The organism is Actinokineospora sp. NPDC004072 (genome assembly GCF_053604195.1).
In genome coordinates this window covers 321002-336450 of record NZ_JBSGHB010000003.1, presented here as the reverse complement: position 1 = coordinate 336450, position 15449 = coordinate 321002, and the positions used below count along the sequence as shown (strand labels likewise).

The window sequence follows — 15449 nt, the reverse complement described above, 5'->3', positions numbered from 1 at the left end:
CTACCCTCAGCCACTGTGATTGACCTCAAGGTTCTGCGCGAAGACCCGGAGACCGTGCGCGCGTCCCAGCGCGCCCGCGGCGACGACCCGGCGGCCGTCGACGCCCTGCTGGCCGCCGACGAGCGGCGCCGCTCCGCGATCTCCCGCGCGGACACCCTGCGGGCCGAGCAGAAGCAGTTCGGCAAGCAGGTCGGCAAGGCCCGCGGCGCCGAGCGCGACGCGCTGATCGCCAAGGGCAAGGAGCTGGCCGCCGAGGTCAAGGCGGCCGAGGCCGAGCAGGCCGACGCCGAGGCGGCGTTCGAGGTGTGCCACCGCGCGCTGTCCAACATCGTCGACCCGGCCGCGCCGGTCGGCGGCGAGGACGACTACGCCGTGCTGGAGACCGTCGGCACGCCGCGGGAGTTCGACTTCACCCCGCTGGACCACCTCGACCTGGGGGTGCGGCTGGGCGCGCTGGACATGGAGCGCGGCGCGAAGGTGTCCGGCTCGCGGTTCTACTTCCTCACCGGGGTCGGCGCGCAGCTGCAGCTGGCCCTGCTGAACATGGCCGCGGCGCAGGCGACCGCCGCCGGGTTCACCCTGGTCGTGCCGCCGGTGCTGGTCCGCCCGGAGATCATGGCGGGCACCGGCTTCCTGGGCGCGCACGCCAGCGAGATCTACCGGCTGGCCGAGGACGACCTGTACCTGGTCGGCACCTCCGAGGTCGCGCTGGCCGGCTACCACGCCGACGAGATCATCGACCTGGCCGAGCCCAAGCGGTACGCGGGCTGGTCGTCCTGCTTCCGCCGGGAGGCCGGGTCCTACGGCAAGGACACCCGCGGCATCATCCGGGTGCACCAGTTCGACAAGGTCGAGATGTTCTCCTACTGCAGGCCCGAGGAGGCCGCCGCCGAGCACCAGCGGCTGCTGGCCTGGGAGAAGGAGATGCTGGCCAAGATCGAGGTGCCCTACCGGGTCATCGACACCGCGACCGGCGACCTCGGCTCCAGCGCGGCCCGCAAGTTCGACTGCGAGGCGTGGATCCCGACCCAGCAGGCCTACCGCGAGCTGACCTCGACGTCGAACTGCACCACCTTCCAGGCCCGCAGGCTGTCGGTGCGCTACCGCGACGAGGGCAACAAGCCGCAGGTCGCCGCCACGCTCAACGGCACGCTGGCCACCACGCGCTGGATCGTGGCGATCCTGGAGAACCACCAGCAGGCCGACGGGTCCGTCGTGGTCCCCGCCGCCCTGCGCCCGTTCCTCGGCCTGGACGTGCTGCGCCCGGTCTGACCGTCAGACCAGCCCGGCGATGTGCCGCCCGATCTCCAGGGCGCACGTCGCCGCGGGCGAGGGCGCGTTGAGCACGTGCACCTGGTTGGGCGCGGACTCGATGATGAAGTCCTGCGCGAGGGTGCCGTCGGGCAGCAGCGCCTGGGCGCGCACCCCCGAGCCCGAGGGCACGATGTCGGCCTCGGTCACCGCGGGCACCAGCTTGGCCAGGCTCGCGGCGAAGCGCCTGCGGCTCAGCGAGCGGCGCACCTCGTCGAGGCCGACCGGGTAGGCGTAGCGGCGGGCCAGCCGCCAGGTGCCCGGGTAGCGCAGCGTCTCCAGCAGGTCGGCGGGGGAGATGTCGGCCCACCGGTACCCCTCGCGGCGCAGCGCGAGCACGGCGTTCGGCCCGGCGTGCACGGTGCCGTCGAGCATGCGCGTCAGGTGCACCCCGAGGAACGGCAGCGAGGCGTCGGGCACCGGGTAGATCAGGCCCCGGACCAGGTGCGCGGCCGAGCGCCGCAGCTCGTGGTACTCGCCGCGGAACGGCACGATGCGCGCCTGCGGGTTCAGCCCGGCCATCCGGGCGATGCGGTCGCTGTGCAGACCGGCGCAGTTGACCAGCGCGTCGGCCCGCAGCACCTCGTCCCCGGTGGCCACCTCGATCCGCCCGCGGGCGCGGATGCCCAGCGCGGCGGTGTTCAGCCGCAGGTCGGCGCCCAGCTCGCCGAGCCGCCGCACCAGCGCCGCGCACACCGCGGGGAAGTCGATGACCGCGGTGCTCTCCACCCGCAGCGCCGCCACGCACGCGACCTCTGGCTCCCACTCGCGGGCCTCCGCCGGACCCACCATGCGCGCGGGCACCCCGTTCGCCGCTGCCCGCTCGGCCAGCACCGCCAGCGCGGGCAGCTCCGCCTCCGAGGTCGCCACGACCAGCTTCCCGCAGACCTCGACCGGCACCCCGTTGGCCCTGGCGAACTCCACAATGGACCGGTTGCCCGCCACCGACATCCGCGCCTTAGCCGACCCCGGCGCGTAGTACAGCCCGGCGTGCACGACGTTGGAGTTGTGCCCGGTCTGGTGGCGGGCCCACCCGCCCTCCTTCTCCAGCACGGTGACCCGCTCGCCCCGCGCGGCCAGCTCGTGGGCCGTCGCCAGCCCCAGGATGCCGCCGCCGATCACCAGCACATGTCGCACGGGGGAACCCTAGGGCACGGCGGTTACGCGGCAGTTGGCAACAGCCCGCGTTGCCAGATGCGTTCCCGAACCGGCCTGCCCGGGTTATCCTGCGGGGTCCCCTTGGCCAGGGCCTCGCCCGCTCTAGTCCCAGGAGCATGGCACATGCGCGCACTGACCTGCGGAATAGCCGTAGCCGCCCTCTTCGCCGCGCTCGCGCTGCCCGGCGCCGCCGCGGCGAGCGGCGAGCCGCAGCACCGCAGCGGCCGGTTCGTCGCCGCGCACCCGGTCCGGGTGCACGACACCCGCGCCGGCGGCCCGATCGGCCAGAACCGGACGCTGCGCATCGCCCTGGACGACCGGCTGCCCGCGGACGCCACGGCGGTCGTGCTCAACCTGACCGCCTCCGGCGCGACCGCGGCGACCCAGCTCACCGCGCACACCGCGGGTGCGGCCCGGTCGGGGGCGACGGTGCACCTGCGCCCCAACGAGATCCGCTCGGCCCAGGTGACCGTCGGCATCGCCGGGCTGTCCGCTGTGGACGTCCACAACAGCGCGGGGGAGACCCACCTCGTCGCCGACCTCGTGGGCTACTACCGCGAATCCGGCGGAGCCGGGTTCCGCGGCGCCACCCCGGTCCGGGTGGTCGACACCCGGACCAGCAGGCCCATCCCCGCCGGGGCCAGCCGCACCGTCGACTTCTCCGCGCGCCTGCCCGGCAACGCCGTCGCGGTGACCTTCCTGCTGACCGGGGCGAGCACCAGCGCCTCGCACCTGACGGCGTGGCCCGCGGGCCGGATCAGGACGGCGACGGCCTCCCTGCAGCTGCCGGTCGGCGACGCCCGGACGAACCTGGTCACCGTCGCCCTCGGCGAGGGCCGCTCGGTGGGCATCTACAACCACGCGGGCAACGCCCACGTCCAGGTCGACCTCGTCGGCTACTACACCGACTCCGGGGGCGCCGCGTTCCGCGCCCGCACGCCGGTGCGCGAGTACGACAGCCGCGCCGACTACGGCAACGGCATGCCCGGCCTGCCCATCCCGGCCAACTCCCGGGCCAGCTTCTCCCTGGCGGGCTCGGTCCCCGACGACACCGCGGGCATCCTGCTCGGGGTCACCGGCATCGAGCCCACCGAGCGCACCCACCTCACCCTCTGGGCCGACGCGCGGGCCCCGCGCCCGGACGTCACCGCCCTCAGCGTCCCGGCGGACCGCACGGTCTCCGGCGGGGTCGTCCTCGGCGCCGCCGCGGGCGACCTGGTGACCGTCTACAACAGCGCAGGCCGCGCGCACGTGGCCGTCGACCTGCTGGGCTACTTCCACACCTAGGCCCGCGGCGGCCCCCTGGCATCATGGTCGCCATGCGCGCTCTCGTGACCGGCGGTGCCGGCTTCATCGGTTCCACGCTGGTCGACCGCCTCGTCCGGGACGGGCACGAGGTCGCGGTGGTGGACACCTTCGGCCGCGGCACCCGGGCCAACCTCGCCGAGGCGCTGGCGTCGGGCCGGTGCTCGGTGCACGAGGTGGACGTGACCGCCCCCGAGCTGGCCGCGGTCGTCGCCGAGGCCGCGCCCGAGGTGGTGTTCCACCTCGCCGCGCAGATCGATGTGCGGGTCAGCGTCGCCGACCCGCTGCTGGACGTGCGCCAGAACGTCATCGGCACGGTCAACCTCGCCGAGGCGGCCCGGGCGGCGGGCGTCCGCAAGATCGTCTTCGCCTCCTCGGGCGGTTCCATCTACGGGACCCCGCAGACCCTGCCCGTGGACGAGGACACCCCGATCAACCCGAAGTCGCCGTACGCGGCGAGCAAGGCCAGCTGCGAGCTGTACCTCAACGGCTACCAGCAGCTCCACGGCCTGGACTGCACCCACCTGGCGCTGGCCAACGTCTACGGCCCCCGCCAGGACCCCGGCGGCGAGGCGGGCGTGGTGGCCATCTTCGCCAACGCCCTGCTGGCGGGCAGGCCCACCCGGGTCTACGGCGACGGCGGCAACACCCGCGACTACGTCTACGTCGACGACGTGGTGGCCGCGTTCATCGCCGCGTCCGGGGACAAGGGCAGCGCCACCCGCTACAACATCGGCACCGGGCTGCAGGTCTCCGACCGGGAGCTGCACACGCTGGTCGCCCGCGCGGCGGGCGCGCCCGACGAGCCGGAGTTCGCCCCGGCCCGGCTCGGCGACCTGCGGGCCTCGGCGCTGGACTCCGGCCGCGCCCACCGCGAGCTGGGCTGGAAGCCTGAGGTCGACATCGCCGACGGCGTGCGCCGCACGGTCGACTACTTCAGGCGTCGGTAGGCGGGTCGGCGGGCTTCTCCGCGCCCTGGATCGCCATCGCGCGGACCAGCTTGGCGTAGCGGTGCTCCAGCTCCTTGAACCGCAGGTAGGTGTTGATGGTGGCGAAGCCGAAGGCCACGACCAGGCCGTAGAGCAGCAGGTCGGTGCCGCGGCCGACGCCGACCAGCGCGGCCAGCTTGCTGGTCATCGACGGCACCAGCACCGCGAGCACGCCGAACACCATGAACAGCGCGAAGCCGATCTTGACCCCGGCCGCGGTGCGGCTCTTGCCGTGGTGGCGCAGGAACGACACCAGCAGCCCGACGACGGCCAGGATGAGCAGGATCTGGATCAGCATGTCAGCGCCTCGAACCGGTGCGGAGGGCGGAGTCGAACAGGATGTTCACGCCGTTGATCAGCGACTGGCCCTTGGACATGGAGTACTCGGTGTAGAGGATCGTCACCGGCTCCTCGGCCACCCGCCACTTGTGCCGGTCGATCATCTCCACGATCTCCGAAGCGTGCCCCATGCCGTTGAGCCGGATGTTCAGCTGCTGGGCCACGGTCTGGTTGAACACCCGCAGCCCGTTGTGCGCGTCGGTCAGGCCCAGGCGGCGGGTGCGCGGGCTGAGCAGCACGACCGTGCGCAGCACCAGCCGCTTGATCCACGGGATGTGGCTGGTGTCGGCCCCGCCGCCGAACCGGGTGCCGACGATGATGTCGACGTCCTCGGCGCGCAGCCGCTCCAGCATCCGGACCACGTCGTCGACCTGGTGCTGGCCGTCGGCGTCGAAGGTGACGAACAGGGCCGCGCCGGGCTGGGCCCTGGCGTACTCGACGCCGGTCTGGATCGCCGCGCCCTGGCCCAGGTTGACCGGGTGGCGCACCAGGTGCGCGCCGGTGGTGCGGATCTTGGCGGCGGAGTCGTCCGCGCTGCCGTCGTCGACGCACACGACGTTGGGGAAGGTCGCCATGGCGTGCCGCACGACGTCGGCGATGACCAGTCCCTCGTTGTAGACGGGGATGACCAGCCAGACGTCGGACCAGTCGGTCACGATTCCTCCGCGTGGTGGTGGCCGCGTCGCCGCGACCCGGCCCTACGACGTGCTGAGGGTATCCCGCCTTCTCCGCCCGGCCGCCGCCGCGCTGCCCGTGCCGCGCTGACCTGCGCGGAAGCGGCCCCGACCCGGGCTGGCGGCGGCGTCGCGCCGGTACGGGTAGCCTGTGCTGGCCGCTCCTGATCGGCGCCGACGCGGTGGGTGACCGCCTGGCGCCAGCGGGCGGAACCCGCGAGAACGACCATCTCGACATCGAGCGATCGCCTGCCTGCGGAGGACTGGAAGACCCATGCCCGGTAGCACTGCGGACACCACGACCAGGGCGGGCAGGCTGACCGCGCAGCGCGGCTTGTTCACCGGACCGGCCGCCGTGGTCCCCGACGAGCTCTACGCCCAGGTCCTGCTGGGGTCGGCGGCCAGGAGCCGGTCGCGGCTGACGGTCAACCCGCACTCGCTGGTCAGCACCGACACCTACTTCGGCCGGTTCCCGGCCAGCTACTGGCAGCGCTGGACCACCGCGGGCGACGTGGTGGCCGAGCTGACCGTCACCGGGTCGGGCAAGGTCTCGCTGGTCGCCTCCGACACCAACGGCGAGACCCGGACCGTGGCCGCTGAGGTGGTCGAGGACGCGCGCGGGGCGACCGTGCGGCTGGCGGCCAAGCTGACCATGTTCCTCGACGGCGGCTTCCTGTGGGTCGACCTGGCCACCGAGGACGGCGCGCTGGCCGTGGACGCGCTGAGCTGGACCGTGCCCGCGCCCGCCCAGCAGCGCATGACCTCCATCGTCATCTGCACGTTCAACCGCGCCGACGACTGCGTCAACACCCTCGGCGCGCTCTCGGCCGACCCGGGCGCGCTCGACCTCATCGAGCACGTCTACGTCGTCGACCAGGGCACCGACACCGTCGAGTCGCGCACCCAGTTCCCGGACGTGGAGAAGGCCCTCGACGGGCGGCTGCGGTACCTGCGCCAGCCCAACCTCGGCGGCGCTGGCGGCTTCGGCCGCGGCATGTACGAGATCACCGAGGCGGGCAAGCCCGCGAACGTCTTCCTCATGGACGACGACATCCTGTGCGAGCCGGAGATCGTCGTGCGGCTCACCGCCTTCGCCAACAGCGCGGCCAAGCCGACCATCGTCGGCGGCCAGATGCTGCGGCTGCTGCACCCGACCAAGCTGCTGGCCAGCGCCGAGTACGCCGACTTCGCCCAGCTCGTGCCCGGCAAGGTGGTCAAGGGCGGCCTGGACGACGTGGACCTGCTCGCCGAGGCCGAGGACGAGGACGGCCTGCCGCTGGGCAAGCCCAACCGCGGCGACGTGCGGGTCGACGCCGACTACAACGCCTGGTGGTCGTGCATGATCCCGTCGGAGGTGGTCGACCGCCTCGGCCTGCCGCTGCCGCTGTTCTTCCAGTGGGACGACGTCGAGTACGGCTACCGGGCCCGGGCCAACGGCATCCCCACGGTCACCCTGCCCGGCGCGGGCGTGTGGCACGCGGACTTCGACTGGAAGGACGCGGACAAGTGGAACGAGTACTTCGCCGTCCGCAACGCGATGGTCGTCTCCGCGCTGCACTCCGAGACCGACCCCAAGCTCGTCGCCCGCACGCTGGTGTCCCGGGTCGTCCGCTACCTGCTGGGCATGCAGTACGGCCTGGCGGCCACGATCATCCGCGGCGCCGAGGACTTCCTGCTCGGCCCGCAGATCTTCGCCGACGGCGGGGCCGCGGCCGCGGCGGCGATCCGCAAGGAGCGCGCCGCCTACCCCGACACGGTGCTGCACAAGCCCACCGACCTCGACGGCGTGCTGCCGATGGTCAAGCCAGCCGGTGAGCCGAGCATGACCCGGCTGGTGCTGCTCAAGCGCCTGATCTACGTGGCGATGGGCCGCGCGTCCTACGCGAAGGGCATCGTCGCGGCCGAGGACGCGGCGTGGTGGCACACCGCCCGGTTCGACTCGGTCGTGGTCACCGACGCCTCCCAGGAGGGCGTGCGCGTGCGCAAGCGCGACCGCGCGCAGGACATCAAGCTGGCCAAGCGCGTCGCCCGGGTGGCCAGGGCGCTGCTCAGCGAGACCCCCCGGCTGCGCGCGGAGTACCGCGCCGCCGTGCCCGAGGTGACCAGCCGGGAGAACTGGCGCAGGCTCTACGACCTGTGACCCCCACGACCCCAAGGAGCGACGTGAGCGACCAGCACAGCGTGCTGCAGCGGGTGATCATGCCCAGGGACTCCGACCCGCTGGACGTGCGCCCGCTGTACCTCGACGAGCCGGACAACGTGCACAGCCACGTGTCCTCGCGGGTCGCGGTCACGGTGCCGACCTCGGCGCGGGTGTCCTTCGCCAGCTACTTCAACGCCTTCCCGGCCAGCTACTGGAAGCGCTGGACGCGGGTCACCGAGGTCACCCTGCGCATGCGGGTGCGCGGCGGCGGGCGGGTCGACCTGTACCGCTCCAAGCCCAACGGCGACCAGGTGCACGTGCTCGGCGAGGCCGTGCGCAGCGGCGAGGAGTGGACCGAGCTGGCCCTGCCGGTCGACCTGGCCCCGTTCGAGGACGGCGGCTGGATCTGGTTCGACGCCTTCACCGACGACCAGGCGCTGGAGATCGCCGACGCGGCGTGGACGACCTCGCTGGTGCTGCCCCCGCGCAAGCTGTCGATCGGCACCACCACGTTCAACCGCAACGACGACCTGGTCAGCACCCTGCTCGCGCTCAGCGAGGACCCCAAGGTGCTCGACCTGGTCGCGCACGTGTTCGTCGCCGACCAGGGCAGCAAGCGGGTCAAGGACCACCCGGGCTTCGCCGAGGCCAGCGACCGCCTCGGCGGGCGCCTCCAGCTCATCGAGCAGGGCAACCTGGGCGGGTCCGGCGGGTTCAGCCGGGGCCTGTTCGAGTCGCTGGAGCACACCGACGTCGACCAGATCATGCTGATGGACGACGACATCGCCCTGGAGCCGGACTCGATCCTGCGGGCCAGCGCGTTCGCCGCCGCGGCGGCCAACCCGCTCATCGTCGGCAGCCAGATGCTCAACCTGCAGGCCAAGGCCCGGCTGCACAGCATGGGCGAGGTCATCGACCGCGGCGCGGTGGTCTGGCGGGCCGCCCCCGGCGCGGTCACCGACCACGACTTCGGCTCCCGGTCGCTGCGCGACACCCCCGAGCTGCACCGGCGCATCGACGCCTCCTACAACGGCTGGTGGATGTGCCTGTTCCCGCGTGAGGTCGTCGAGGCCAACGGGCTGCCGCTGCCGCTGTTCATCAAGTGGGACGACGCCGAGTACTCGATGCGCGCCCTGGACCGCGGCGTGCCGACGGTGACCCTGCCCGGCTCGGCGGTCTGGCACATGCCGTGGACGGACAAGAACGACCTGTCCGACTGGACCGTTTACTACCACCTGCGCAACCGGCTGGTCGTCGCCGCGCTCTACACCGACCACGACCTGCGCAAGACCCTGCTCAAGCAGGGCCTGCGGGCCACCATCCGGCGGCTGCTGTCGATGGAGTACTCCGCGATCGCCGTCGAGCTCAAGGCCATCGAGGACTTCCTGGCCGGGCCCGACCGTATGTTCGAGACGCTGGGCACGACGCTGCCGCAGGTCAACGCCCTGCGCAAGGAGTACGCCGACGCCCGCACCGAGCCCTCGGCCAGCGCGTTCCCGCCGCCGACGATGGACGCCCTGCACGCCGAGCACCTGCTGCACCCGCCGGTGCACCCGGTGAAGATCGCCGCGCGGGCCTCCAAGGCGGTGCTGCACAACCTGCGCGCCCCGCAGCCGGGCGCGGCCGACCGCCCCCAGGTCAACGTGCCCGCGGGCAAGGCGCTGTGGTTCCTGCTCGGCAACCTCGACAGCGCCACGGTGTCCAACCCCGACGGCAGCGGCGTCGCCTTCCGCCGCCGCGACCCCGAGCAGTTCCGGGCGCTGTCCAAGCGGGCCGCGGCCACCTACCGCAGGCTCATCACCGAGTGGCCCAGGCTCAAGGCCGACTACCGGGCCGCGTTCGGCGACCTGACCTCGGTGGAGTCCTGGCGCAAGGTCTTCAACGCCTGACCACGCCGAAGGGCCCCCGCTCCGGAAGTCCGGGGCGGGGGCCCTTCGGTCTAGTGGTGCGTCAGCGCGCTGCTCAGATCACGCGGACCGCGGTGGCCTGCGGGCCCTTCTGGCCCTGGCCGACCTCGAACTCCACGCGCTGGTTCTCCTCCAGCGTCCGGAAGCCGTTGGACTGGATCTCCGAGTAGTGCACGAAGAGGTCCGAAGAGCTGCCGTCCGGGGTGATGAACCCGTAGCCCTTCTCGGAGTTGAACCACTTCACTGTGCCCTGTGCCACGTCGTCGTCTCCTCGACACGTACTACTAGGGCTCGCGCGGCGCGCGTGCCCTGGCCGGTTCCAGACGGCGGGGGATAACCGCGCGCCCGCAACACTCTCTTGCGAGCGTGATCAAACACGTACTCAAGAAACTGCGACCGGTACCTAGTCAACCACACCTAGGCGGGCCTGAGGAGACCTCGCGGGCCGCGGCCGCGGTATCCGGTGGTCAGAACCAGCGGTCGAGCACGGCCGCGACGCCGTCGTCGGAGTTGGGCGCGGTGACCTCGTCGGCGGCCGCGAGCACGTCTTCGTGGGCGTTGGCCATGGCCACCCCGTGCCCGGCCCAGCGCAGCATCTCGATGTCGTTGGGCATGTCGCCGAAGGCCACGACCGCGCTCTGCTCGGCCCCGGTCCGCTCGGCCACGTCGGCCAGGCCGACGGCCTTGGTCACCCCCGGCGCGGAGATCTCGATGAGGCCGCGGCTGGTGGAGAAGGTCACATCCACCACGCCGTCGAGCAGCTCCCGGGCGGCCATCGCCATCTCCTCGCTGGTCATGCCCTGGTGGCGGACCAGCAGCTTGGACGCGGGGTGGCCGAGCACCTCCGCACGCGGGCGCACGTTGTTCTCGGTGTCGCCCCACGGGTTGGAGTAGCCCGGCTCGGTGGCGAACCCGGCCTGGCCGAGGTCGGGGCCGGGTTCGGCGCGCTCGGTGGCCACCCGGATGCCGGGCAGCGCCTTCTCCAGCGCGTGTGTCACATCCCACAGAGCCATCGGGTCCAGGCCGTGCACGGTCAGCACCCGCTCGGCGGCGATGTCGTAGACGATCGCGCCGTTGGCGCAGACGGCGTACCCGCGCAGCCCCGCCTGCCGGGCGACCGGCGGGATCCACCGCGGCGGCCTGCCGCTGACCAGCACGAACGGCACATCCCGGGCCAGCACGCGGTTGATGACCGCGGCGGTGCGCTCGGTCACCCGCTCGTAGGGGTCCAGGAGGGTCCCGTCGACGTCGGAGGCGATCAGCTGGGGGTTGTCCACACGCCCATCCTCCCCGAGCCGACGGCTCGGTAGGGTCGGGTGAGTGCGCGTTGGCATTGTGATCCTGCCCGAATACCGCTGGTGGGCGGCCGAGCCGAAGTGGCGGGCCGCCGAGGAGTACGGCTTCGACCACGCCTGGACCTACGACCACCTGGGCTGGCGCGAGCTGGTGGACGGCCCGTGGTTCGACGCGGTGCCGGTCCTGACCGCGGCCGCCTGCGTGACCAGCACCCTGCGGCTGGGCACCTTCGTCGCCTCGCCGTACGTGCGCGAGCCGGTCCGGTTCTCGCGCAGCGTGCTGGCCATCGACGACATCTCCGACGGCCGCTTCTGCCTGGGCGTGGGCGCGGGCACGGTGACCCCGGGCGCCTACGACTTCGCCGTCTTCGGCGCCCCCGGGCTCACCCCGCGCCAGGCCGCCGACCGCTTCGCCGAGTTCGTCGAGCTGACCGACTCGCTGCTGGTCCGCCCGCAGACCGACTTCGCCGGGGAGTACTACACCGCCGTGGCCGCCCGCGCCCACCCCGGCTGCGTGCAGCGCCCGCGGGTGCCGTTCCTGGTCGCCGCGAACGGGCCGCGCACGATGCGCGTCGCCGCCCGCTTCGGCCAGGGCTGGGTGACCGTCGGGCCGCGCGCCGACGACCTCGACGCCTGGTGGCGCGGGGTGGCCGAGTTGGCCGAGCGCTTCGACGGCGCGCTGGCCGAGCAGGGCCGCGACCGCGCGGGCGTCGACCGGTACCTGAACCTCGACAGCGCGCCCCGGTACTCCCTGGACAGCGCGGAGTTCTTCACCGAGCAGGTCGGCCGGGCCGCTGAGCTGGGCTTCACCGACGTGGTGTCGCACTGGCCCCGGTCGGAGGGCCACTACGCGGGCCGGGAGGCGGTGCTGGAGCAGGTGGCCGCCGACGTGCTGCCGAAATTGGGCGGGAAGACCCGGGAATAGGCGCAACCCCCGCAGGGGTTGTGCGTCCATGTAGGTGACGGCAGCAATGCCGGAGGGGTGTCATCCCGAGGGGGACACGGGCCCGGACCGTTGGGGAGCGGTTCCGGGCCCGCTTCTTTGCTCAGGGCAGGAACCGGCGCGGGATGTGACGAAGGTAGCCTTGCGAACCGTGAACGCGGTGGCAGACACGAACGGCACTAACTACGACGGCTACGACCTGGTCATCGTCGGCTCCGGATTCTTCGGCCTGACGATCGCCGAGCGCACCGCGACCCAACTGGGCAAGCGGGTGCTTGTCCTGGAGCGGCGCGCGCACATCGGGGGCAACGCCTACTCCGAGCCCGAGCCGGAGACCGGCATCGAGGTCCACAAGTACGGCGCGCACCTCTTCCACACCTCGAACAAGCGGGTGTGGGACTACGTGAACCAGTTCACCGAGTTCACCAACTACCAGCACCGGGTGTTCGCCAAGTACCAGGGGCAGGTCTACGCCTTCCCGATGAACCTGGCGCTGATCAACCAGTTCTTCGGCAAGTCGCACACCCCCGACGAGGCCCGCGCGCTCATCGCCGAGCAGGCCTCGGAGATCAAGACCGAGGACGCCCAGAACCTGGAGGAGAAGGCGATCTCGCTGGTCGGGCGCCCCCTCTACGAGGCGTTCATCCAGGGCTACACCGCCAAGCAGTGGCAGACCGACCCGAAGGCGCTCAGCGCGGCGATCATCACCCGGCTGCCGGTGCGCTACACCTTCGACAACCGGTACTTCACCGACACCTACGAGGGCCTGCCGGTCGACGGGTACACCGCCTGGCTGGAGAAGATGGCCGACCACCCGAACATCGAGGTGCGGCTCAACGTCGACTACTTCGACGTGCGCGACCAGATCCCCGCTGGCACCCCGACGGTCTACACCGGACCGGTCGACCGCTACTTCGACTACGCCGAGGGCGAGCTCGGCTGGCGGACGCTGGACTTCGAGATGGAGGTCGTGCCCACCGGCGACTTCCAGGGGACCTCGGTCATGAACTACAACGACCGCGACGTGCCCTACACCCGCATCCACGAATTCCGGCACTTCCACCCGGAGCGGACGAACTACCCGACCGACAAGACGGTCATCGTGCGGGAGTACTCGCGCTTCGCCGAGTCCGGCGACGAGCCGTACTACCCGATCAACACCCCCGAGGACCGCGACAAGCTGGCCCGCTACCGCGAGCGGGCCAAGCGCGAGGCCGCCGAGCGCAACGTGCTCTTCGGCGGGCGCCTGGGCACCTACCAGTACCTCGACATGCACATGGCCATCGGGTCGGCGCTGTCGGTGTTCGACAACAAGGTCGCCCCGCACCTGACCTCGGGCGCCCCCCTCGACGGCTCCCTGGACTGAGGACGACATGGCCGCGATGGAACTGCTGGACGGCGCGCCGCGGGTCTCCCGCGAGACCGCGGCGCTGAGCCGCGTGCAGGGCGCCATCGCGCGCCCGGGCGTGGTCAAGGCGGCGCGCGGGCTGTCGCACTTCGGCGAGCACAGCGCGGGCTGGTTCGCGCTGGGTCTGGTCGGCGCGGCGCTGGACCGCGACCGCCGCCGCGACTGGCTGATCGCCTCCGCCGGGGTGGTCGCCGCGCATGCGGCGTCCATCGCGGTCAAGCGGGTGGTGCGCAGGCAGCGGCCGAGCGACCCGTCGGTGCAGGTCCTGGTGGGCACGCCCAGCAGGCTCAGCTTCCCGTCGTCGCACGCCACCTCGACCACGGCGGCCGCGGTGCTGTACTCCGGGCTGACCGGCAAGCCGCTGGTCCCGGTCCTGGTGCCGCCGATGCTGGTGTCGCGGCTGGTGCTCGGCGTGCACTACCCCAGCGACGTGGTCGCCGGGTCGGTGCTGGGCGCGGTCGTCGGCGGGCTGCTGCGCAGGCGGCTGCGGGGCCGGGCATGAGCAGGGCGCAGGCCGTGGCGCAGCCGCGCGGCGGGCTGGTCGGCGGGCTCGTGCGCACCGCCCGCCCGCGCCAGTGGGTGAAGAACGTCCTGGTCCTGGCGGCGCCGTTCGCCGCGGGCCGGATCTTCGAGAGCGCGGTGCTGGTGGACGCGGCGATCGCCTTCGCCGCGTTCTGCCTGGTGTCCTCGGCGGTGTACCTGGTCAACGACGCCATCGACGTGGAGGCCGACCGGGCCCACCCGACCAAGCGCAACCGGCCGATCGCCGCGGGCGTGGTGCCGGTCCCGGTGGCCTACGCGGGCGCGGCGGTGCTGTTCGCCGCGTCGATGGCCGTCGGCCTGCTCGCGGGCTGGCGGCTGCTGATCGTGCTGGGCGTCTACGCCGCGGTGCAGCTGGGCTACTGCCTCGGGCTCAAGCACCAGACGGTGGTCGACCTGTGCATCGTCGCCTCCGGCTTCCTGCTGCGGGCGACGGCGGGCGGCGTCGCGGCCGAGATCCCGCTGTCGCAGTGGTTCCTGCTGGTCGCCGCGTTCGGCTCGCTGTTCATGGTCGCGGGCAAGCGCTACGCCGAGGTCGTGCTGTTCGAGAAGACCGGCGCCCAGATCCGCGCGTCGCTGCGCAAGTACAGCGCCAGCTACCTGCGCTTCGTCTGGGCGACCTCGGCCGCCATCATGATCACCACGTACTCGCTGTGGGCCTTCGAGCTGCGCGCCAGCCAGTCCGACTCGATCTGGGCGGTGGTCTCGATCGTCCCGTTCGTCATCGCGGTGCTGCGCTACGCCGTCGACGTCGACCAGGGCAACGCGGGCGAGCCGGAGGAGATCGCGCTCAAGGACCGGGTCCTGCAGGTCCTCGGCGTGTCCTGGATCGGCTGCCTGGCGCTATCGGTCTTCCTGTAGTCGGGCGGGGGAGCCCGCTCCCCGTCGGGCTCCCCCGCCCACCCGGTCCCACCCCGGCGTGATCACCCGCAGGTAGCGGCTGGGCCGCAACCCGGCCGCGCACGGGCGGAACGCCATCCGCCGGTGCGCGGTCCCCTCCGGCGACTGCTCGAACCCCCAGTAGTGCTCGTGCTCGACGTCGGCCCACTCGTGGAAGATGACCGAGCCGACGCCGGTGGTCGCGAGCAGCGCGTCCCCCGCGCGCAGCTCCCCCTTGGCGACCACGACGCTGACCCTGGCCAGCCCCGCGTTGTCGAGCCCGCCGTGCCGGGAGGGTGGCACCCCCGGCAACCCCCAGGCCATCGAGACGTAGCCCGAGCAGTCGGTGCGGTAGATCCCGTACTCGTTCTGGTGGAACCGGTGCTCCCCGTACGGCACCGGAGGGCGCAGCCAGCTCTCCGCCCGCTCGACGATCTCCCCGCGGCTGATCGCCGGGCCGAGGTCGAAGCGCTGGGCGGACATCCTGCCTTCCCTTCGCGGTGGGTACGAGGACCACTCTGCCGCCCGGGCCTACAGGCGCGCTCCAAGGCCGCCGCG

General features: G+C 72.5%; 15 protein-coding genes. 9 read left to right on the top strand and 6 right to left on the bottom strand.

Annotated features, from left to right (window positions below; translation table 11 throughout):
- Positions 1-15 precede the first annotated feature (15 nt).
- Positions 16-1272 (top strand): serine--tRNA ligase, encoded by a 1257-nt coding sequence (gene serS / locus ACWEPX_RS06420; RefSeq protein ID WP_451896044.1) that lies wholly within the window; start codon positions 16-18, stop codon positions 1270-1272.
- Between the two features lie 3 nt (positions 1273-1275).
- Here the strand turns inward: serS and lhgO are convergent, their stop codons facing one another.
- Positions 1276-2448 (bottom strand): L-2-hydroxyglutarate oxidase, encoded by a 1173-nt coding sequence (gene lhgO, locus ACWEPX_RS06415; protein ID WP_451896043.1) that lies wholly within the window; start codon positions 2446-2448, stop codon positions 1276-1278.
- 144 nt (positions 2449-2592) lie between these two features.
- Between lhgO and ACWEPX_RS06410 the strand changes: the two genes are divergently transcribed.
- Together ACWEPX_RS06410 and ACWEPX_RS06405 are read left to right on the top strand one after the other, a co-directional pair.
- Complete coding sequence (locus ACWEPX_RS06410; protein WP_451896042.1) at positions 2593-3756, top strand: hypothetical protein; 1164 nt, start codon at positions 2593-2595, stop codon at positions 3754-3756.
- 32 nt (positions 3757-3788) lie between these two features.
- Entirely contained in the window at positions 3789-4724 is a 936-nt protein-coding gene (locus tag ACWEPX_RS06405; protein ID WP_451896041.1) for an NAD-dependent epimerase/dehydratase family protein, read from the top strand.
- Here ACWEPX_RS06405 and ACWEPX_RS06400 read toward each other — a convergent pair.
- Positions 4711-5061 (bottom strand): DUF2304 family protein, encoded by a 351-nt coding sequence (locus ACWEPX_RS06400; protein ID WP_451896040.1) that lies wholly within the window; start codon positions 5059-5061, stop codon positions 4711-4713. The two genes, ACWEPX_RS06405 and ACWEPX_RS06400, sit on opposite strands and share 14 nt — an antisense overlap.
- Position 5062: 1 nt before the next feature.
- Positions 5063-5758: a glycosyltransferase family 2 protein gene (locus tag ACWEPX_RS06395; RefSeq protein ID WP_451896039.1), complete on the bottom strand. Its 696-nt coding sequence runs from the start codon at positions 5756-5758 to the stop codon at positions 5063-5065.
- A 292-nt stretch (positions 5759-6050) separates the two neighbouring features.
- Here ACWEPX_RS06395 and ACWEPX_RS06390 point away from each other — a divergent pair, with 292 nt between their 5' ends.
- Positions 6051-7916, top strand: coding sequence for a glycosyltransferase (locus ACWEPX_RS06390; RefSeq protein ID WP_451896038.1), 1866 nt, complete (start codon positions 6051-6053; stop codon positions 7914-7916).
- Positions 7917-7939: 23 nt separating this feature from the next.
- Positions 7940-9808, top strand: a complete 1869-nt coding sequence (locus tag ACWEPX_RS06385) for a glycosyltransferase (RefSeq protein ID WP_451896037.1) — start codon at positions 7940-7942, stop codon at positions 9806-9808.
- Between the two features lie 73 nt (positions 9809-9881).
- Here the strand turns inward: ACWEPX_RS06385 and ACWEPX_RS06380 are convergent, their stop codons facing one another.
- Positions 9882-10085 (bottom strand): cold-shock protein, encoded by a 204-nt coding sequence (locus ACWEPX_RS06380; RefSeq protein ID WP_189208889.1) that lies wholly within the window; start codon positions 10083-10085, stop codon positions 9882-9884.
- A 208-nt stretch (positions 10086-10293) separates the two neighbouring features.
- Positions 10294-11103: an HAD family hydrolase gene (locus ACWEPX_RS06375; protein ID WP_451896036.1), complete on the bottom strand. Its 810-nt coding sequence runs from the start codon at positions 11101-11103 to the stop codon at positions 10294-10296.
- Between the two features lie 43 nt (positions 11104-11146).
- On the opposite strand from ACWEPX_RS06375, the gene ACWEPX_RS06370 reads away from it, so the two are divergent.
- The 4 genes from ACWEPX_RS06370 to ACWEPX_RS06355 all read left to right on the top strand — a co-directional run bounded on the left by ACWEPX_RS06370 (position 11147) and on the right by ACWEPX_RS06355 (position 14873).
- Positions 11147-12046 carry an LLM class flavin-dependent oxidoreductase gene (locus tag ACWEPX_RS06370; protein WP_451896035.1) on the top strand — a complete coding sequence of 300 codons (900 nt, stop codon included), beginning with the start codon at positions 11147-11149 and terminating at the stop codon, positions 12044-12046.
- Between the two features lie 178 nt (positions 12047-12224).
- Entirely contained in the window at positions 12225-13430 is a 1206-nt protein-coding gene (glf, locus tag ACWEPX_RS06365; RefSeq protein WP_451896034.1) for a UDP-galactopyranose mutase, read from the top strand.
- A 7-nt stretch (positions 13431-13437) separates the two neighbouring features.
- Positions 13438-13974 (top strand): phosphatase PAP2 family protein, encoded by a 537-nt coding sequence (locus tag ACWEPX_RS06360; protein ID WP_451896033.1) that lies wholly within the window; start codon positions 13438-13440, stop codon positions 13972-13974.
- Entirely contained in the window at positions 13971-14873 is a 903-nt protein-coding gene (locus ACWEPX_RS06355; RefSeq protein WP_451896032.1) for a decaprenyl-phosphate phosphoribosyltransferase, read from the top strand. Before ACWEPX_RS06360 ends, ACWEPX_RS06355 begins: the two co-directional genes overlap by 4 nt.
- Here the strand turns inward: ACWEPX_RS06355 and ACWEPX_RS06350 are convergent.
- A complete protein-coding gene (locus ACWEPX_RS06350; RefSeq protein WP_451896031.1) occupies positions 14856-15374 on the bottom strand; it encodes a hypothetical protein in 519 nt (172 codons plus the stop codon). The two genes, ACWEPX_RS06355 and ACWEPX_RS06350, sit on opposite strands and share 18 nt — an antisense overlap.
- Positions 15375-15449: the final 75 nt, after the last annotated feature.

Bases quoted from the DNA above. Each gene is read 5' to 3' on its own strand.
- ACWEPX_RS06410 (WP_451896042.1), top strand. From the start codon at position 2,593: ATGCGCGCACTGACCTGCGGAATAGCCGTAGCCGCCCTCTTCGCCGCG.
- ACWEPX_RS06405 (WP_451896041.1), top strand. From the start codon at position 3,789: ATGCGCGCTCTCGTGACCGGCGGTGCCGGCTTCATCGGTTCCACGCTG.
- ACWEPX_RS06400 (WP_451896040.1), bottom strand. From the start codon at position 5,061: ATGCTGATCCAGATCCTGCTCATCCTGGCCGTCGTCGGGCTGCTGGTG.
- ACWEPX_RS06390 (WP_451896038.1), top strand. From the start codon at position 6,051: ATGCCCGGTAGCACTGCGGACACCACGACCAGGGCGGGCAGGCTGACC.
- ACWEPX_RS06360 (WP_451896033.1), top strand. From the start codon at position 13,438: ATGGCCGCGATGGAACTGCTGGACGGCGCGCCGCGGGTCTCCCGCGAG.
- ACWEPX_RS06355 (WP_451896032.1), top strand. From the start codon at position 13,971: ATGAGCAGGGCGCAGGCCGTGGCGCAGCCGCGCGGCGGGCTGGTCGGC.
- ACWEPX_RS06350 (WP_451896031.1), bottom strand. From the start codon at position 15,374: ATGTCCGCCCAGCGCTTCGACCTCGGCCCGGCGATCAGCCGCGGGGAG.